20 protein-coding genes are annotated in these 18,063 nt (G+C 49.4%); all 20 read left to right on the top strand.

Translation table 11 applies throughout. From position 1 onward, the window contains the following. The first annotated feature begins 2 nt into the window (after nt 1-2). The 20 genes from AC4IE8_RS20335 to AC4IE8_RS20240 all read left to right on the top strand — a co-directional run bounded on the left by AC4IE8_RS20335 (nt 3) and on the right by AC4IE8_RS20240 (nt 18,062). A complete protein-coding gene (locus AC4IE8_RS20335; RefSeq protein WP_490791872.1) occupies nt 3-2,396 on the top strand; it encodes a cadherin repeat domain-containing protein in 2,394 nt (797 codons plus the stop codon). Nucleotides 2,397-2,406: 10 nt separating this feature from the next. Continuing rightward, nucleotides 2,407-2,736 carry a hypothetical protein gene (locus AC4IE8_RS20330; protein WP_490791871.1) on the top strand — a complete coding sequence of 110 codons (330 nt, stop codon included), beginning with the start codon at nt 2,407-2,409 and terminating at the stop codon, nt 2,734-2,736. A 2-nt stretch (nt 2,737-2,738) separates the two neighbouring features. Then, the gene (locus AC4IE8_RS20325; RefSeq protein ID WP_490791870.1) at nt 2,739-3,350 is read left to right on the top strand and encodes a terminase small subunit; all 612 of its coding nucleotides are present in this window, start codon (nt 2,739-2,741) and stop codon (nt 3,348-3,350) included. Beyond that, a complete protein-coding gene (gene terL, locus AC4IE8_RS20320; protein ID WP_490791869.1) occupies nt 3,256-4,884 on the top strand; it encodes a phage terminase large subunit in 1,629 nt (542 codons plus the stop codon). The genes AC4IE8_RS20325 and terL overlap by 95 nt, the downstream gene beginning before the upstream one ends. Before the next feature lie 5 nt (nt 4,885-4,889). After that, nucleotides 4,890-5,354: a hypothetical protein gene (locus AC4IE8_RS20315; RefSeq protein WP_490791868.1), complete on the top strand. Its 465-nt coding sequence runs from the start codon at nt 4,890-4,892 to the stop codon at nt 5,352-5,354. Further along, nucleotides 5,351-7,771, top strand: a complete 2,421-nt coding sequence (locus tag AC4IE8_RS20310; protein WP_490791867.1) for a hypothetical protein — start codon at nt 5,351-5,353, stop codon at nt 7,769-7,771. Before AC4IE8_RS20315 ends, AC4IE8_RS20310 begins: the two co-directional genes overlap by 4 nt. 66 nt (nt 7,772-7,837) lie before the next feature. Then, a complete protein-coding gene (locus tag AC4IE8_RS20305; protein WP_490791866.1) occupies nt 7,838-8,035 on the top strand; it encodes a hypothetical protein in 198 nt (65 codons plus the stop codon). Beyond that, complete coding sequence (locus AC4IE8_RS20300; protein ID WP_490791865.1) at nt 8,025-8,402, top strand: co-chaperone GroES family protein; 378 nt, start codon at nt 8,025-8,027, stop codon at nt 8,400-8,402. The genes AC4IE8_RS20305 and AC4IE8_RS20300 overlap by 11 nt, the downstream gene beginning before the upstream one ends. Before the next feature lie 11 nt (nt 8,403-8,413). Continuing rightward, nucleotides 8,414-9,442 (top strand): hypothetical protein, encoded by a 1,029-nt coding sequence (locus AC4IE8_RS20295; protein ID WP_490791864.1) that lies wholly within the window; start codon nt 8,414-8,416, stop codon nt 9,440-9,442. A gap of 11 nt (nt 9,443-9,453) precedes the next feature. Next, nucleotides 9,454-9,987, top strand: a complete 534-nt coding sequence (locus AC4IE8_RS20290) for a hypothetical protein (protein ID WP_490791863.1) — start codon at nt 9,454-9,456, stop codon at nt 9,985-9,987. A gap of 26 nt (nt 9,988-10,013) precedes the next feature. Next, nucleotides 10,014-10,583, top strand: coding sequence for a hypothetical protein (locus tag AC4IE8_RS20285; RefSeq protein ID WP_490791862.1), 570 nt, complete (start codon nt 10,014-10,016; stop codon nt 10,581-10,583). A gap of 2 nt (nt 10,584-10,585) precedes the next feature. Further along, nucleotides 10,586-11,503: a phage major capsid protein gene (locus AC4IE8_RS20280; RefSeq protein ID WP_490791861.1), complete on the top strand. Its 918-nt coding sequence runs from the start codon at nt 10,586-10,588 to the stop codon at nt 11,501-11,503. 53 nt (nt 11,504-11,556) lie between these two features. Then, complete coding sequence (locus AC4IE8_RS20275; protein WP_490791860.1) at nt 11,557-11,997, top strand: hypothetical protein; 441 nt, start codon at nt 11,557-11,559, stop codon at nt 11,995-11,997. Between the two features lie 94 nt (nt 11,998-12,091). Continuing rightward, nucleotides 12,092-12,700 carry a phage adaptor protein gene (locus tag AC4IE8_RS20270; protein WP_490791859.1) on the top strand — a complete coding sequence of 203 codons (609 nt, stop codon included), beginning with the start codon at nt 12,092-12,094 and terminating at the stop codon, nt 12,698-12,700. Continuing rightward, complete coding sequence (locus AC4IE8_RS20265; RefSeq protein WP_490791858.1) at nt 12,687-13,307, top strand: phage adaptor protein; 621 nt, start codon at nt 12,687-12,689, stop codon at nt 13,305-13,307. Before AC4IE8_RS20270 ends, AC4IE8_RS20265 begins: the two co-directional genes overlap by 14 nt. After that, nucleotides 13,307-15,235 carry a hypothetical protein gene (locus AC4IE8_RS20260; protein ID WP_490791857.1) on the top strand — a complete coding sequence of 643 codons (1,929 nt, stop codon included), beginning with the start codon at nt 13,307-13,309 and terminating at the stop codon, nt 15,233-15,235. Before AC4IE8_RS20265 ends, AC4IE8_RS20260 begins: the two co-directional genes overlap by 1 nt. Then, nucleotides 15,232-16,329 (top strand): hypothetical protein, encoded by a 1,098-nt coding sequence (locus AC4IE8_RS20255; RefSeq protein ID WP_490791856.1) that lies wholly within the window; start codon nt 15,232-15,234, stop codon nt 16,327-16,329. The genes AC4IE8_RS20260 and AC4IE8_RS20255 overlap by 4 nt, the downstream gene beginning before the upstream one ends. Next, nucleotides 16,326-16,775 (top strand): hypothetical protein, encoded by a 450-nt coding sequence (locus AC4IE8_RS20250; RefSeq protein ID WP_490791855.1) that lies wholly within the window; start codon nt 16,326-16,328, stop codon nt 16,773-16,775. The genes AC4IE8_RS20255 and AC4IE8_RS20250 overlap by 4 nt, the downstream gene beginning before the upstream one ends. Next, a complete protein-coding gene (locus tag AC4IE8_RS20245; protein WP_490791854.1) occupies nt 16,753-17,367 on the top strand; it encodes a hypothetical protein in 615 nt (204 codons plus the stop codon). The genes AC4IE8_RS20250 and AC4IE8_RS20245 overlap by 23 nt, the downstream gene beginning before the upstream one ends. Then, a complete protein-coding gene (locus AC4IE8_RS20240; protein ID WP_490791853.1) occupies nt 17,364-18,062 on the top strand; it encodes a hypothetical protein in 699 nt (232 codons plus the stop codon). The genes AC4IE8_RS20245 and AC4IE8_RS20240 overlap by 4 nt, the downstream gene beginning before the upstream one ends. Nucleotide 18,063 lies beyond the last annotated feature (1 nt).

The raw sequence follows: 18,063 nt of genomic DNA, 5'->3' as shown, positions 1-18,063 counted from the left end.
CCATGCCTGTAATCAGAATCGACGCTGATGATGTCTATACCGGCAGGAATAGCGACTACATACACGTAAACGCGATTCGCCGGACTGGTACATGGGAGCTGACAAACGATTACCGGCTCGCTGGTAGGTTTCCTATATCGGCAATACCGGCTGGATCTACAATAAATCAAGTTGATGTTGAACTTACGGCTGAGACACCCGGAAATACGACAGAGTTGCATCACATCCTCCCCTATAATGGTGATGGATCTGGTGATGCGATCACTGATACTGGACAGACTTTCTACGATCGTTGCGGGATCGTTGCTAATAGTTACGCTACAACTGCATTTCCAGCTGCTGGTTTAATGACAGTCTCTGATTTAGGCGCTCAAGCTAACGCTGATATTCAAGCTCGTATCGGCTCGACGTTTAACGTTGCTTTGAGGCAAGTAACAGAAGCAACTACGGCCTTTACCGGCACAGCTTTGGACGGCGCAACCGTAATGATGACCTTAGTCATCGATTACACTGAGAGCGGAGGTGGAACTGATCCAGTCATTACTGATGTCAACACTGACGAGAATGTAGAGCTTGGTTCTGCTGGCAACGTAATAACCGGCACTGACTTCGAGGCTACTCAAGGCACAGGCCAGGTTAGGATCAATACTCAGTCAGACGGGCTTGGAACTGATTTAGCGGTAACAGAAACAGTTTGGAATGACACCTCGATTACCTTCACTGTTCCAGTTGGATTGCCTCCGGGTGCAGCATATCTGTTCGTTCAGAATGATTCAGGAGGTGAGAACGCCACAGGTTTCGCTATTACGTTAACTGTCCCGACAGGGTATGAGTCTTTTACCTATGATGGGTCAACCGTTGCGGAACCTTCAGAGACCGTCCAAGAAATGGCGCTGGAGGACTTCACGCTCACCATGGCCAATGGTGACGTACCGATCATTGAGACTACGACCGCTGTGTGGTCAACAGATGGCTCTTACTCTCAAGCAATCCCCGCCACAGTAACCGGTCAGTATTATGTATGGGATACATCGACTAATACGATGTATGGACCTGCGGCATTTACGCTGGCTGCTAAGCCGGGGCTGTCTAACCCAGCACTGTCTGCCACTGCTCACAACACGGCAGATGTTGGAGTATCAACGAACGTCGGCAGCGGCACCTGGCATTGGTATATCAGTACGTCAGTCACTCCACCGAGCGATGCCGATCTCATTAATGGTGTAGGTGCTGTTGCATTTGGGAGTCAGACGGTCACTGCGGCAGGTGTGCAGACTGACGCAGCTACCGGTCTTTCGGGGAGCACGACGTACTATTGCCATAACCTGCAAGACAATCAGGGTGTTTACTCAGATCAGCTGGTAAGCGCGAGTGATACGACCGACCCAACTCCTGATACTACAGCACCTGTCTTTAGCGCAGGCCCCGCTGCTGCCAACCCGACTACATCGGGCCATGACATCCAGGCCACTCTGGATGAGGACGGCACGATCTACGCGGTGCGACTGCCAGACGGAGCGACAGCGCCAAGCTCTGCTCAAGTTAGAGATGGACAGGATAGCACTGGGTCACCAGCTCCCGAGGCAAAGAGTGTATCGGCAACCGCAGCAGTACAGGCGTCAATGACCTTCAACACAGGGTCTGCGAGCACTGCCTATGATTACTATGTTGTCGCAGAAGACGACGAGACCACACCTAATATCCAGGCAAGTCCCACCCTAGTCAACGCGACAACATCAGCAGGAGCTGACATAACTCCAGATGCTTTCGCTTTCACCGACGTCGTCGACGCTGTCAGGAGTACAGAGCAGATATCCAATGCCATCACTGTGGCGGGGGTGGACGCCGGGCAGAATGTTCCGCTTTCAGTCACAGGCGGCGAATATCGAGTTAACGCGGGTGCCTGGTCATCTGCTCCAACAAATGTGCAACTCGGCGATCAGATCGAGCTGAGACATACATCGAGCGGGAGCTATAGCACTGCTGTCAATACGACACTGGCACTTAACACGGTTGTCACAGACACATTTACCTCAACTACAATCGCTAACTCTGCGCCAGTAATCAATAACCAAATATTTTATGTGACAGACGACACAGAAGCTCCAACAGTTATCGGCACTGTCCAGGCGACTGACGACGACGCGCTGACATACACGATCACAGCTGGTAACACAAACAACGACCTGGCGATTGACACGAACACTGGCGCTCTATCGGTTGTGAATACTCTGGATAGAGCTACAACAGCATCGTATAGCTTGACAGTGCAGGTTGAAGATCCTGGCACTCTGACGGATACAGCAACGATTACAGTTAATGTTACGGAGCAATCGGTCGGTCAAGACGATTCAAATATACACAGCTCTATTATCACATCAGTTATTGACGCATGAGGAAAACAGTATGCGAAAAATAGAAGGCACCTTCACTGCTACTGGCTTTAGCCAAAGCATCCAGATCGGTCGATACAACGGAGACTTCAATTTTACTCTTGGCGGTAGCGGATGGAATGCGAGTATCCAGCTTCAAAGATCTTATGATAGACATCTTGTTGAAACTGATGCTGATGCTGATGCAACTTGGCATGATGTTACTGATGGAGTATTCACGGCGCCAGTTGATAAAAAAGGGTACGAGCCAGAAGACAAGGTTTATTACCGCTTCAGTTGCACTCACACAGCTGGATCCATTCCATACCGTTTAGGCATGGGCGACCGACAAGTTTCAAGATAGCCATGGCGAACTATAACAGGGGTCCGAGATGGACCGATAAACTACGAGCAGTTGTTGATTACATCCAGACTACTAAAGATATGGATATCGTTGAGGCCATGAAAAAGGCTGGTTACAAGGAAAAGTACATCACGCAGAACGCGGACAAAGTTAGAAAGCATCCCTTCGTGGCGGATGCGATAGCCAAAGCCATTGAAGAAAGGTCCGAGAGGACGAAAATCGACGCAGACGCTCTTTTGGTAAGACTCCAAGATGAGGCAAATGCGGATTTAGCGGATATTTACGATAAGAACATGCAGCTAAAAAAGATCCATGATATGCCTCTGGTTTGGCGTCAGGGTCTACTGGCTGGTATTGAGGTCACTTCCATTGGTAACGGTGATGATGCGATAGGTCAAGTTACCAAGGTCAAGCTGTCAGACCGAATCAAGCGTTTAGAACTGATTGGTAAGCATGTTGATGTGAAGGCCTGGATAGAGCGTGTTCAAACCGTACAACCGGATAACAAAGACACGCTTTATGAAGAACTCGCAGAACTTCTCGGCCTTGGACCTGCTGGAAAGGATCAGATCGCTAGACTCCTCGGGGCAGAAGAAAGCCATACAACTCATTGAGTCAATCAAGACTCAGGAATCAAAGGAGCAATGTGAAGGATCACTCTACGAGTTTGTAAAGCAGGGTTGGCATGTGGTTGAGCCGGGTACGCCACTGATTGATAACTGGCACCTGGAAACGCTCTGTGGGTATATGGAGGCTTTCTTTTACAGAAAAATACTCCGATTGATCATCAATGTCCCGCCAGGGACCATGAAGAGCTTGGTTGTATCGGTATTCTATCCGGCATGGGCCTGGGCGCTCAGGCCTTCATATCGCTTTCTCGGTGTTGCTAATGGCTTGGATCTGGCTACACGGGACTCGCAACGCCACAAATGGCTGATTGAGTCTGATTGGTATCAGGCTAGGTGGCCGCTACTGATGAAAGCTGATCAGTCTGGCAAAGGGCTGTTTGGTAATAACAAGGGCGGACACCGGCAAGCAGTAGGTATCACGGGCAAGATAACTGGTAAACGTGGCGATGACATGCTGATCGATGATCCGCATAACGCCAAAGGCGTATTGTCAGACACAATCCGGTTATCTGAACTAGAGACGTATGACCAGGAGCTATCGAGCCGTCTGAATAACCAGGAAACTGGTGGTATCTGTCTCATCATGCAGAGATTGCATACAGAGGATATGACAGGCCACTTCCTGAAGAAGCAGGCCAAGAAATTCACACAGCTGGTTATCCCGATGGAATATGAGGGGCAGCCAACATTTGATGCCGGCAAGGACATTGGTAGGCCTGAACTCAATGACCCACGCACTAAACGGGGCCAACTACTATTTCCCGGTTTATTTTCAAAGAAGTCAGTTGCTTCTCTGAAAGAGGATCTGGGGGACTACGGCACAGCAGGCCAGCTCCAGCAACGACCAACCCCCAAGGGCGGCGGCATCATCAAGAAAGTCTGGTGGCGCCAATGGGAGAAGGGCAAGCCATTGCCTTTCTGCAAACACATCTTTGCCAGTTACGACACAGCGTATTCCGAGAGGGACCGCAAAAAAGCAGCCTACTCAGCGAGAACAACCTGGGGCATCTTCGAGGATGAAGAGACCGGCCGGGATGCACTGATCTTGCTCGCAGCCTGGCATGACCGGGTTGGCTATCCAGATCTTAAGAAAGAGGCCAAGAAGCACAATCGGGCATTCAACCTCGATACCTCAGTGATTGAGCGTAAGGCCTCTGGTAAATCGATTCTACAGGATCTGAGAAGAATCAAGGTGCCATGCAGAGGATTCATGCCAGACAAGTTTGGCGACAAGGAAGAACGCGCCCAACTGGCATCCCCATTTTTTGAATCAGGCCTGGTGTTTTACCCAGCCGAAAGGCAGTGGGCTATCGATCTGATCGATTATGTGGCCGCATTTCCTAATGGCGCGCCGCCATCAGCTGACTATACCGACACAGTGACTCAAGCAGTTCTGTACACCAAAAAACGTATGTGGCTCAAGACGCCAGATGAGGATCTGCCAGATCCCAACGAGGCGCCGGCCAATGACGAAGACGACGAAGACAACAAGCCTCAGAAACGTAGAGCTTATGGTTAAACAGTATGACAAAGCGAAATGATATGACTTGTATGCAGCATCAAAGATTGAAAGTGGTTGATGATTGCGAAGTGTTAACAAATATCTATGAAGTAAATGGGCCTGAGCGAGCTTTTTGTAGTGTTGACTCCAAGCCTTATGTTTTTAGGGTAATTAAAATTGCTGGGTATTCGTCTAAGAATCTTGCTATTTCCGCATCAGAGAAATTTATAAATATGGTAGTTAATGAGATTTCCGCTGGTTGTATGTCTGGTGATATTGGATTGCTAATCTGGAGGCTAAAGCCTCAAATCAGCAAGTATGGTGATGATACTTACAGTTTCCGCATGCGGCTTTGTACTGTTCCTGAATTAGAGACAGATCAATGGAGGGAAATTGTAAACACCTCTGTTAAATCAGCGCAAATGGATGGAATGCCTGTGTGCGGGACTATTTCAGGCTTTCGTACTGAGACGGAATTACGATCATGAATTATGAATACAACCCTCTCAGCCATGACATGACTGCTGAGAACGAACCTATTGTGGTCCTGGGTTTTGATGAAGAGCCGAAACTGGACTTTGAGCAGGTTTGGCAGAAATACCAGCAATACGGTCTGAAAGGCATGGATGATGAGGAGCGTGCATTTCTTGCAGCTGCACTTGCCGAAGAGGAAATACCGGAGCCAGGACACTACGACAATCTTGCTGAGGTTATGGATGAGCAAGACCTAATCGCTATCGGTCGCAAGGTTTGTGAGTGGGTTCGAGATGATGATGACTCGCGTTCACCTTGGTACAAGAAGGAGCGAGAAGGGATCAAACTGCTTGGCGTTTCCCCTGAGGTTGTCCCGTCAGCAAACTTTGAGGGCGCCAGTGATGCGGTTCACCCGTTACTTGGTGAGGCGTGTGTTCAGTTCAATTCCAGATCAATAGGAGCGATCTGGCCAGCCGGTGGGCCAGTCAAGACGCTGGTGCTTGGGATGGCCGATGCTCTAAAAGAAGAACAAGCGCAGCGTGTTGAGCAGTTCATGAACTACCAGTACACGCAGATGATGCCAGGCGCCTACGATCAAATGGATCAGATGCTGATGCGGCTGCCTTTTTCTGGTTCGATCTTTACCAAGGCTTACAATGACCCTATCGACGGCATCACTCGCCGCATGGTCGATCCAGTTGATTTTATCGTTCCCTACGATGCGACCGATCTAAAGACAACGCCTCGCTACACCGAGCGCGTCAAGATGACGCAAAACGAGGTCCGGAAACGCCAGGTGGCAGGTATTTATCGAGACATTGATCTCGGTCAGCCCAACGAAGATAGCCACGAAGAGACAACGATTGTTGACGATACAGTCAAGAAGGCAGAGGGGCGCGAGGATAACCGCAATCTGACAGACGATGACCGGCACACTATTTATGAATGTGTGTGTGAGTATGATTTGCCAGGATTTCCGGACTTGTACCCAGAAGATAACGAGCAGGCTGGAAAAGAGACCGGCATCGCTCTGCAGTACACTATGATTGTGGACCGTGATTCCGAGAAGGTGCTGGGAATTTACCGCAACTGGAAAGAAGAAGATCCAGACAAGCGACGCCTTGTGTATCACACTCATTATCGATTCATGCCAGGCCTTGGGTTTTATGGCTATGGACTGCTGCATTGGATTGGCGGTCTGTCGAAAGCGGCAACAGGTTCATTACGTGCTTTGTTGGATTCTGCTGGATTTTCCAACATGCAGGGAGGATTTAGGGCAAAGGGTGCAGCCCTTAAAAATGGAGAACAGGCAATTGGCATGGGTGAATGGAAGGAGATTGATGTAGAAGCAGAAGATTTGAAGAACTCATTATTTCCACTGCCTTACAGCGAACCGTCCATGGTCATGTTCAATCTGCTTGGTCATCTTGAGAATCTTGGTAGACGCTTTGCTGGAACCACCGAGGCCATGGTGGGTGAGGGGAATCAAAACACCCCGGTTGGCACCATGCTTGCCAGAATTGAGGAAGGTGGCCGGGTTTACACTGCGATTCAAAAGCGGATCCATGAATCACTACATGAAGAGCTGAAGATAATTGCATGGCTTAATTCCATGTTTATGCCGGATAGATACCCCTATGCTGTCCCTGGTGAAGATAGAGAGGTATTGAAAGAGGATTTTGATGATCGAGTAGATGTCCTGCCAGTATCTGACCCGAATATGGTCAGTAATGTACAGAGATATTTTATCACTCAGGCTGTCATGGAGTTGGCTGGAACAGCTTCGCCTGGTCTATATGATGAGCGCGCACTACATAAGCGCGGTCTGGAAGCCCTCAATATCGAGAATATTGACGAACTTATCCCTCCACGCACTGAGAACATCAAGCGCATGGGCCCGGTTGAGGAAAATGTCTATGCGATCACAGGGAAACCGATCAGGGCCTTTCCGGAACAGAACCACCAGGCTCATATGATCGTACACCAACAGCTATTACAAACCCTGGGCAAGGATCAAGAGTCAACTGCCCAGGCAATCCATGCTCACATTCAAGAACATATCTCACAGAATTACATGCTCCAGATGCAACAGGCTACTGGGCAGCAGTTTGTATTGCCCAGCGAAGAAGATGAGCAAGCCGCTGAAATTCCTGTAGAGGTCGAAAACCAGATTGCCGAGATGGCGGCGGCTGCAGCACAGCAGTTTATGCAAGAAATGATGCAGCAGCCTTCACCAGAACAGCTTGAGATGGAAGCAGAGCAAGCGAGAAAAGATGCAGCTGTAGATGCTGACATTTCCAGAAAGGATGCAGTCGCGGAAGCGGATATCGAACGCAAAGATGCAATAGCACTTGCGGAGCAGCGCCGAAAAAACAATGAGCAGATCGCTGCGTTACATAAACGCAACGGACTGGAACCACCCAACCAGTAACACACGTTACTAGGCCATAAAGCAGAGACCGCCAATCGGCGGTTTTTTTATGCGCGAGAGAAAACCATGAATGAATTTTTGCCAGAAGACTTTCGAAAGATGGTCGGCAGCGAGATCCGGAAAAAGGAATCGGAATGTGGCAGAGGAAAGGCCGACTCATACCCACGATATCGAGAGATGGTGGGACACATTAAGGGCATGAAACAGGCCCTTGAGATCTTTAACACAGCGATGAAAAACCTCGGAGACGATGATGACGAATGAAGTGGCGGGCTATGTCCCGGTAGAAGCGTCCTTGTGGCGGATATTGGTTGACCCTATTCCAGTTGAAACAGAAAGGGGGGGGATTGCACTTCCAAAAGAAACGCAGGAATTGCAAGCGTACAGACGATTTGTAGCTCAAGTGGTTGATATTGGCCCACTTGCCTTTACAGGTGATCGATTCAAAGACGAAGACGGCATAAGTCATCCTGCCTGCAAGGTTGGTGACTGGATTGTCATGGGTCGCAACAACGGTATCGACATCACTCTGACTGAAGGCGATGAAGATGTTCGGACATTAAAGCTGATCAATGACGATCAGGTGCTGGGTCGCGTGAAGGATATCACACGCATCTATAACCCACTGTGAGGTGACAGGTAATGAATGAAAAAGTAACAGAATTCGAAAATGAAGAGTTCTCAGGTGCAAGCCTGGATACGATTGAAGTGCCTGATACCGATCTGGTCGTTCTTGAAGAAATGGCATCTCCCCCATCTAAAGATGAGGAACAGGAGCAGGCTAAAGACAAGGATAAAGAGCCTGGTGAAGACGAAAAGGCCGGTAAGGAAACAGATGAGAAGCAGGACAAGGAACAGGAAGAGCTTTCTGAAGAGGAAAAGGAAAAACAGCACAAGCGTGATCTCTACAAAACACCCCGCAACAAGCTGGTAAGGGAGTGGCATGAGGCCCATGAACAAGCCGCAGCGCAAAAAGCCAGAGCAGAACTGCTTGAGCAGGAACTGGCAGAGGTAAAGAAAGCCAAAGAGGCAGAAGACGATCCACTCAAGGAGTTGAATGAGCGTCAACAGCAATTAACGGATGACCTGAAAGCGGCTGCAGATGATGCAGACCTTGAGGCTTATAACTCTGCGCGTCTAGAACTTGACGAGATCAATAACAAGATCATGGAAGTGCGTTTTCAAAAGCCAGCTGAAAAGGATGACGAAAAGCCGGCAGCACCAGAAAGTGAGGCGAGAGCCGAACAGGAAGGTCCACATCCAGCGGCACAGGAATGGATGGATCGTAATGAGTGGTTCTTCAATCCAAAGCACGATTATCTTGCGGCTTATGCTCAAAAAGTTGAGGCACAGCTTCAATCAGAAGGCATGAGGATGGGCCCGAAACTCTATGAAAAAATGGATGAGATCCTAAGCGAAGTGCCTGGATATGAAGAGGTCATGGGTACTGCAAAACATGGCAACGATGGTGATGGCAACGAGGGTAACGAAGATTCTGGCAAGCCTACTGGTAAGCCGAAGCATCTGACAGCCCCATCCAGGCCAGGTAATGGCCCAACAAAGCCAAAGCCGGGAGAGCTTTCCGAATACGACAAGAAAACCATGCGTATGGCGAAACTCGATCCCAATAACGAGCAGCACAAAGCCACTTACCTGAAATATAAGCGTTAGGAGAATTACCCATGGCCAATACAAGACGAGCAACTTCAAAAGCAACGAATACTCGCAAATCTCGTGTCCAGGAAGAACTGGAACATGATTTGTCAAACATAGATTTCGACACAGCAGCATTTGACCAAGAAGGCACGCTGCCCGAGATTCCTAAAAGAGAGGGATACGAGCAACGGTGGGTTCGAGTTCAAATGGGTGGTCGAACTGATGCGCGTAATTTGTCCACACGCGCCAGGTTAGGTTGGCGTCCTCGGCCAGCCGATACAGTCCCAGAGGATTATCAATCCATGGTCGTTCAGAACGAATCCATGGGCGATATCATCGGTACACATGACGCCGTACTGATGGAAAGACGGGTGGAAATCCATCACAAAGCGAAACAAGTCAAGCGCCAGCGTGTGCGTGAGTTGGAGAAAGCTGTAAAGAGCAATATTTTTCGCGAACACAATGAACTCGGTGGGGCTGATACAGGCTTCACGGCGCCTCGTGATGAGAGTAAATCTCGCGTCGAGCGGGGTGTTCCAAGAGTTCAAGATGACGATTAACTCAATCACATAAGAGGAATACCAAAATGGCAAATGTTAATGCCCCAAGTGGTTTCCGTCCTTATCGTCATATTGCCGGTGGTGATGTTCGTGTCAACGAGTATTCCATCGCGTCTGGCTACAACACCACGATCTATGATGGTGATGTTGTGGAAATGACCGGGACCGGAAAAAACATCGCAAAAGCAGCATCAGCTAACGCAGATAATATCGGCGTTTTCCATGGCTGCCGTTACGTTAACGCACAGGGTGAGCAGAAGTTCAGTAAACACTGGCCGGCTGACACTGTGGCAACCGAGATCGTGGCGCTTGTCTACGATGATCCGAACATTATCTATGAGGTTCAGTGTGACACGCTGGCTGAAGGTGATATCGGTCAGCTGGTTGATCTTAATGTCGGTACTGGTAACGACAGTACCGGGCGTTCAGGTGAATATCTTCCTGTCAGTGGCGGTACTGCCGCTACTGGTCGTGCATTTCGCCTGATTGAACTGAAACCTTCACCGGATAATGCTTACGGCGCGTATGCAAAAGCCCTGGTGTCATTCGCAGAACACGTCCTTAAAGGTGTTGTTTCTGGCGTAGGAGGTAACTAATCATGGCTACTATGACACGCGCACAATTCGCAAAATCCCTGCAGGATGGTCTTAATGGCCACTTCGGTATGGAGTACGATCAGTGGCCGGAGGAATACTCACAGGTCTTTGTGGAAGAGGATTCCGAAAAAGCTTTTGAGGAAGATCAGCAGTTGGTCGGGCTTGGTTACGCATCTGAAAAACCTGAAGGCGGCGAATACGCCGGTGACGAAGGCATGGAAGGGTGGACCAAGCGTTACACTCACAGAACTGTCGCTCTCTCATTTGATGTCACTGAAGAGGCTATCGAGGATAACCGCTACATGGACATTGGTCAGAAGTATTCAAAAGGTTTGGCACGCTCCATGCGTCAGACCAAAGAGGTCTATCATGCCAATGTTCTGAATAACGCCTTTGACACCAACTACAAAGGCGGTGATGGCAAGCCTCTGTTGGCGACTGATCACCCTCTGGCTGCAGGCGGCGCTTTTTCCAACAAGCTGGCAACCCCGGCTGATCTGTCCGAGTCTGCTATTGAGCAGCTTCTGGTTATGATCAGAAAGGCAAAGGATGACCGTGGTCTACCAGTCATGCTTCGTGCTAAGCAGATTGTTGTTGCTCCTGATGAGGAATGGAATGGTCGCCGCATCTTGGGCACTGTCCAGCGCCCTGGTACTGCTGATAACGACATCAATGCCATTCGTGCAAAGGGTGTGTTTGGTAATGACCCTGCGGTCATGACCAATCTGACAGACCCCAATGCATGGTTCATCACAACTGATGTAACCGATGGTCTGAAGTCAATGAAGCGTACCAAGCTGACGATCCCGAAAGCAACCGTAGACCCGAAGACCGGTAATATCTGTTATCGGGCGAGGGAGCGGTACACTGAAGGCTGGACTGATCCACGCGGTTGCTACGGTTCTGAAGGCGACGGCTAAACCACTAATACCCCGCTTCGGCGGGGTTCTTATTTCCGAAGGAGGAAATAATCATGAGAGAACGTCCTACTCATATTGGTGGTGCGATTGCTCAAGGCATCGGTTCTGTTGAGTCGGTTAGTGCTGCAGTACGTGCACTAGATGCTGTTGATGATAACGGCAAGGCCATTGTTCTTGGTTCTGATGCTGGTATTGCCCTGACTCTACCTCGTCCGAAAAGCGGCTTGCGCTTCAGGTTCATTATCGGTGTTGCACCATCTGCTGATTACACTATTGCCACTCACGGTGGCGATAATGTTTTGTTTGGTGGCATCAATGAGCTCGAAGTGGATACTACGGAAGATGGGCCGTATGCATCTGGTGCAGATACTTTGACTTTCGTGTCAGGCATTGCCGTTGAAGGCGATTATGTCGAAATGCTCTGTGATGGCACTAACTGGTATCTCAATGGCCAGACCAATGCAGACGGCGGAATCACTTTCGCAACCACTTAACCCTTAAAGCGATCCCGGCTGTTCTGGTCGGGATCTCATTCCTTGTAGGAACCCAATGAAACCACTTGCGAAATTTCGCAGGAACGTGACGATTATGGCGCGTTCTTGTCCTACTGCTATTGTCGACGAAGCCATACGGCAGGCTGCAATCGAGTTCTGCGACTTCACCTATACCTGGCGCCTTGAGTTGGATGCCAAGCGGGTTAGGGCTGGCGTGTCTGACTACGATATCGATGCGCCGAAGTGTGGCCGGCTCGCGCATATGCTCTATGTCAGTCATAACGGCATTGAGGTTGCAAAAGCAACTGAGCGCACGTTAGACGATACAGTAGAAGGCTGGCGTACTGCTGAAGCGCAGGTCGCAGCAAATTATTTTATGCCGGACAAGCAGACGATCCGGTTGGCGCTTACGCCTACATTAACCGCATCCAAAACCCTAAAAATGGTTGCGGCCTTTAAGCCCACAGTTGATGCCTCTGTTCTGGCAAACAATCTCTATGACGATCATCTGGAAGCCATCACGCATGGTGCACTGGCGCGCCTGTATGAGATGGATGGTCAGCCCTGGGCAAATCCTCAGGGGGCTATCAATAAACGCGCATTGTTTGAGACCGCCAAGAAAAAGGAAAAGGCTGAGCGGCTGAATGACTACACCCGGGAGTCAACCCTTACGGTAAGAGGCACCAACTATGGGAAGCTATAGCATTCAGTCTATTGTCGATAGCGTTGAGGCCATCCTGGAAGATGAATCCAATGAGCGATGGACTCCAGATGATTTCGTTACATACTGCAATCGCGGTATGGAAAAGATTTGTGCGATCAAGCCGGATGCATACACGGTACGTGAGAATGTAACTCTGGTAGCAGGTACTGTTCAGTCGCTGCCTGCGCGTCGCCATCGGCTTATCCGGCCGATCCGGAATATGGGTTCCTCTGGAAACCAGCCGGGCGCATCAATTCGGTATGTCACCTTCGATATGCTCAATGATTTTTCTCCTGATTGGCATAGCGCAGATAATGCTGATGAAGTTGATGATGTGCTCTATGATTCAAATCACCCGCTTGAGTTTTGGGTAAGCCCTCCGGCGCATGGCAAAAAGATCGAACTCTTGATGGCCGCCATCCCTGATGCAGTCACTATTGAGGGTACTCTGCCGATTCTGGATATCTACCGGACCCCTTTGATCTACCTGATGTGTGGTTATGCTCACCAAGCCAATCGCAATGATGTAGAGATTGTTAAGAGTAAAGAGTTCATAGGCATGGCCATGATGGAGCTTGGCGTTCAAGTCCAGGGTGAGCAGAAGTAATGTCTAAGCTGGTATTGATTCCCTCTGATGGCATTTACCCGCGCCGTGATCCATATGATCTGCCGGGTCAGGTTAACGCCGACGATACCGGTGTTACTGTCAGATCTGCTGGTGTTACTGCTCAGAACTGTGACTTTAGGGATGGAAGGCTAAACCCAAAGAAATCGTTGGGTGGTTCAGTCGGTATCGGTAACAACTCGATCTATCTCAATGGCGCCGATTGGCTGAATTGGTCCGGTGATGTCGATGTGGTGCGGTCTCCCATCGAGAGCAGTGACCGGATTGTCTATTCCGGAGACGGTGAGCCAAAGATTCAGGATGGATCCACTGTTTATCCATTGGGCCTGCCGGCGCCGACTTCAGCGCCTACGGTTGCATCCCAGGCTAAGGCGAGTTTCGGGTTTACGATCACCTGGCACTATTACTATGAAGAGCCGAATGGAGTTCGTGAGGATGCCGATGAATCGGCAATCTATGTCACTGAGACAACCCCGGGAGAGGTTTACACTCTGGCCACTATTCCAGCGCCAGTGGCCGCTTCGGCTGATGCTCGGTTCATTCTGTGGGGTGAATTGTTCGATGGATCAAAGTATCTGGGCAAGGTAATTCCGGAGCCGGCCAATGATGCGCCGCAAACAGATGCGGAATATAACGGTGCTTCGATTACCGGCACGCTTGAAGTAACCGCTTCTGCTGTTGTTTCGCTGGCTTATGATACATCCAGGTCTTCTAAATACACGACAGAACGAGCCTATTACTACTGTTTCGTCCGGAAATGGGGTGACGGCAAGATTGACCTTGGGCCGCCCGGGGAGGTCTCTACAATTATCGGGATTGATCCCACTGAAGACGCCAATCTGACTGATATAGAGTCAGCGCCAGCGGGTTACGGTATTACACACATCTGGATCTATCGCCTAGCCGTGGCCATCAGTGGCGAGGATTATCAGTTTGTTGATGAAATTGCGGCCGGCACCACTTCATACCTGGATGAAATCGCCGATGAGAATTTAGGCGAAGTGGATCCGGAATACATCTATTCGGCGCCCCCTTCTGATCTGACCAGTCTCAAGGCCCATCCGGCCGGCTTTCTGATTGGGATATCGCAAAGCCTTAAATCGGTATGCTGCTCAGCTATTCGGGAAATCCATGCCTGGCCATCGATCTCACACCGGTATGCGCTCAAGGATAACCCGGTTGCCATCGAGCTCATTGGTAATACGATTGTCGTTACAACTGACGGTGACCCGGTTTATATCTTTGGTGATGAGCCTGATGCACTGTCACCGCCAGATCGAATCCCGATCAAACAGGCCAATATGGCGAAGCGTGGCACGATCTTTACCGGCGATGCCGTGATCTATCCTGCGCCTGATGGCCTGGTCTCTGTGGGTCAAGGTTCCGGCACAGTTCTCACCAACGCCTATTACACACAAGAGCAATGGCAAGCACTTGATCCAGCCTCAATGATCTGTGCCTGGCATGACCGCAAGATCTATGTTTTTCACTCGGCCGGATGCCTGATTTTTCGATTTGATGACGGTCGGGTGGAACTTACCACGACCGATGATACGGCTGATGCTGTACATGTCGATGCAGAAACCGATGCGCTTTATATCTCCAGAAACGGCGCAATCTATCAGTGGGGTGCCGGCACCTCAAACAGAACAGCGCTCTTTCATTCTGGCTATATCCGATATCCTTCATTGAAGACATTTGGGGCGGTCAAGGTGTTTGCCGATGGCTACCCGGTAATGGTGCGGATGTATAGAAAAGATAAGGGTACGATATTAAAAAGTCTAAACAATGGGAATGCGGCATATCTACCACGCGGATCCTCTGCTCAAGAGTGGGAAGGATTCGAGATAGAGAGTGCCTACAGCGTAGATCAAGTGATCTTTGCTGACTCCAGAGGTGAACTGTTGTGAAGCTGAGAGGATTGCCTGCGGCGCAGGACATTCAGCGCGGCGAGTCCAATGCAATCAAGTCCCTGCTGAGTGCGATAGCTGAACTGCAGAAAAAGGCAGCAATGCTTGATGACCTGGTGGATGCTGGCATTGTTGCTGTTAATCCAAAAGGTCGAGTCTACGATCCCTCAGAAGAGGACGAGAGTGACTTTACTGATTCGATCAATGTCAAACCCGATGCGCCAACAGGGTTAAGTGTTCGTACATCGGCAAACTTGGCGTTTCTCTCCTGGGATATACCAAAGTTTCAGCCGCGTCTGGCTTATGCTGAGGTGTGGGAGCTCGCGGCACCTCTATTCCAAGATAATGTTGATTATGTGATCGGTGAATTTACAACCTATGAAGGGGTTGTTTACCGGTTTACTTCTGACCATCCGGCAGCGGCCTGGGATGTCGGCGATGTATCGGTAGCCGTAGCTGGTGATTTGGTTATTGGCAACACAAACAATCGGCACCAATCGGCTATTTCAACTGCAATTGCTCCACTAGATGTCAATGGTGGAACATCCTATTTCTGGGTCCGGCTGGTCACTTATGATGGGGTTGCCGGGTTATTCAGTAGCAGTATCGGTGTTCATGCTCAGACCAGTGACTTAGATGCCGGTGGAATTGATGTTGTTGCGCTCAGGCGGACATCAGACGTAACAACAGGAGCGGGTGATACGATAATTGCGTTTACCGATGGCGTGACCGTCAGGGAAATTAATGAAGCACCGCTTGCCGTATTGACTGGTAGTGGGACCGGAGAGGTCACCATTCCTGATGATCAGGGCTATACCCAGTTCAGGCTGACTGCCTATTTACGGACGGCGGGTAATGGTGCCGGCTCTTACAGGTTGTATTTCAGGCGCAACGGCGCAACAGATCATGATAAGTCGCTTGGAAACTCCATTAATAACAACTCAGCAATGTATGGCGGCAAGTCACTTAGCTTTATCACGCCATGGATGGACATCACATCAGGTGGTGACATTATTTATCTAATGCTGGAGGCCCCTACAGGTCAGTCAGTTTCAGCAAGTTATGGCATAGGGCTGCAGGTTGAACTGAAATGAACGACCAAGAACTATTTCACTCAGTCACCAATGGTGACGAGAGTGCCATTGCTTTTATGCAGGTACTCTCGGAAGTTAGTCAAATCTGGGATGACTTGATAGATCGGGATAAGGATGTCACAAACGATTCAATCAATCAGGCATTTATTGCTCTCATTTCAACCATACCAAGAAACCGATTCTACATTGACAATTTCAGTGAAGTTCAGCCTCTGATAGAAGGCGCGATACTCGATTGGTTGACAGCGAATGAGTTTGAAAATGAGGGCGGAGACTTAAATGTTTCGTTTGTACTAAGAGACAACTTAGCGAATGTATTGATCGGCGTGGCAAAGATCCTTGGTGGAATGAATCATGCAATTTCACTTTCACCACGCATTAGACAATATGTTCATGGTGACCAGTCAGTAGAGGAATATAAAGATGGGATCATTCGGCGGCGGTAAAATAGATGATAGTGAATCCTCTAAGGAATTGGCCAGGATTGGTAATGAGGAGTGGGAGCGGTATCAGACCGATTTCGCACCTCAGGAGAAGGAGTATATCAAGGATGTGACTGAACTCGGTTCAGCGCGAGAAAAGCAAACCCTTAAAGGTAGAGGTATATCAGAGTTGCGCCAGCAGTCTGGGCCAGCAAAACCAACCAGGCAAAGTGGTCTAGTCAGACGAGGGTCGGCAACCATGAAAGGTGAAGCTGATATCACTACGGATACCAATTTAAAAGCAACAGCCAGAAAAGGTAAGGGTATCAATTCAGCTGTAGGGCTGGGGCGTAATGTTGCCACTGGTGCACAGGCCGGACTTAGTCGATCAGCGCAAATGCAGACCACTAAGAATATTGCTTCTGCCCAGGCCGAGAGTATCGAAAACGCTGGAAAATGGGACGCTGTCGGCACAGCGGCAGGGATGGGGATTCAAAGGTATGGACCAGATGTTAAGCAGTGGGCAAAGACTGCGTCAGGTAGTACGTATAACACTGACTTTGGCTCTACTCAGTCCACTATGTTGGCTGATCAGGATTGGGGTATCAGACGATGACAGGAAACTACAACGATTCCTACAATGAGAATTATGAACAGCATCTGATTGATGAAAAAAATTCTTTTAACCAAGCGGCATACAATATTCAGGCTTCAGGTATTGGGAATGAACAAGCGAGCGCCGATCCAACCTCTGTAAGAGAGGCTCCGGCAGAAATCACAAATTTCGAAGAATACCTTGATCAGTCCAGTAATAAGACTGATGAGATATACGCAAAAATTCAGCGAGATCAATACCAATACTACAGAGACGCCTTTCTTCCTACTGAGAATGCAGCAAGAGGGCAGATACGCTCTGATGAGGAAATCAACAAGCTGACTACAAATGCGGGGCTTGAGGCTGGTCAGTCTCAATCAACTGTCAGGGGTATTCAGCGCAGAAATATGGGTCGCTTTGGCATGCAGATGGGCGGAGACCAAAAGCGTGATGCCAATAAGCAAATGACTCTGCAGGGCATAGGTAATAGGGCTGGGACTATGGCACGAACACGCACAGGCCTTAATGATATAAATCTCCAAAATCGTGGTGAATATGTTGGTTTAGGGCGAGGTATCTCTACAAGCGCTCAGTCTGCACTTGGTGATGCGGCAAGCACTGAGAATCAAACAAACGCTGCCAATGACCAGATTGCCGCACAAGAGAAAGCGGCAAAAACAGCAGCGATGATGTCGCTCGCAATGATGATGATGTAGG

Source organism: Candidatus Thiodiazotropha sp. AKAK2, assembly GCF_058244685.1.
This window is presented reverse-complemented; position numbering and strand designations above follow the sequence as displayed.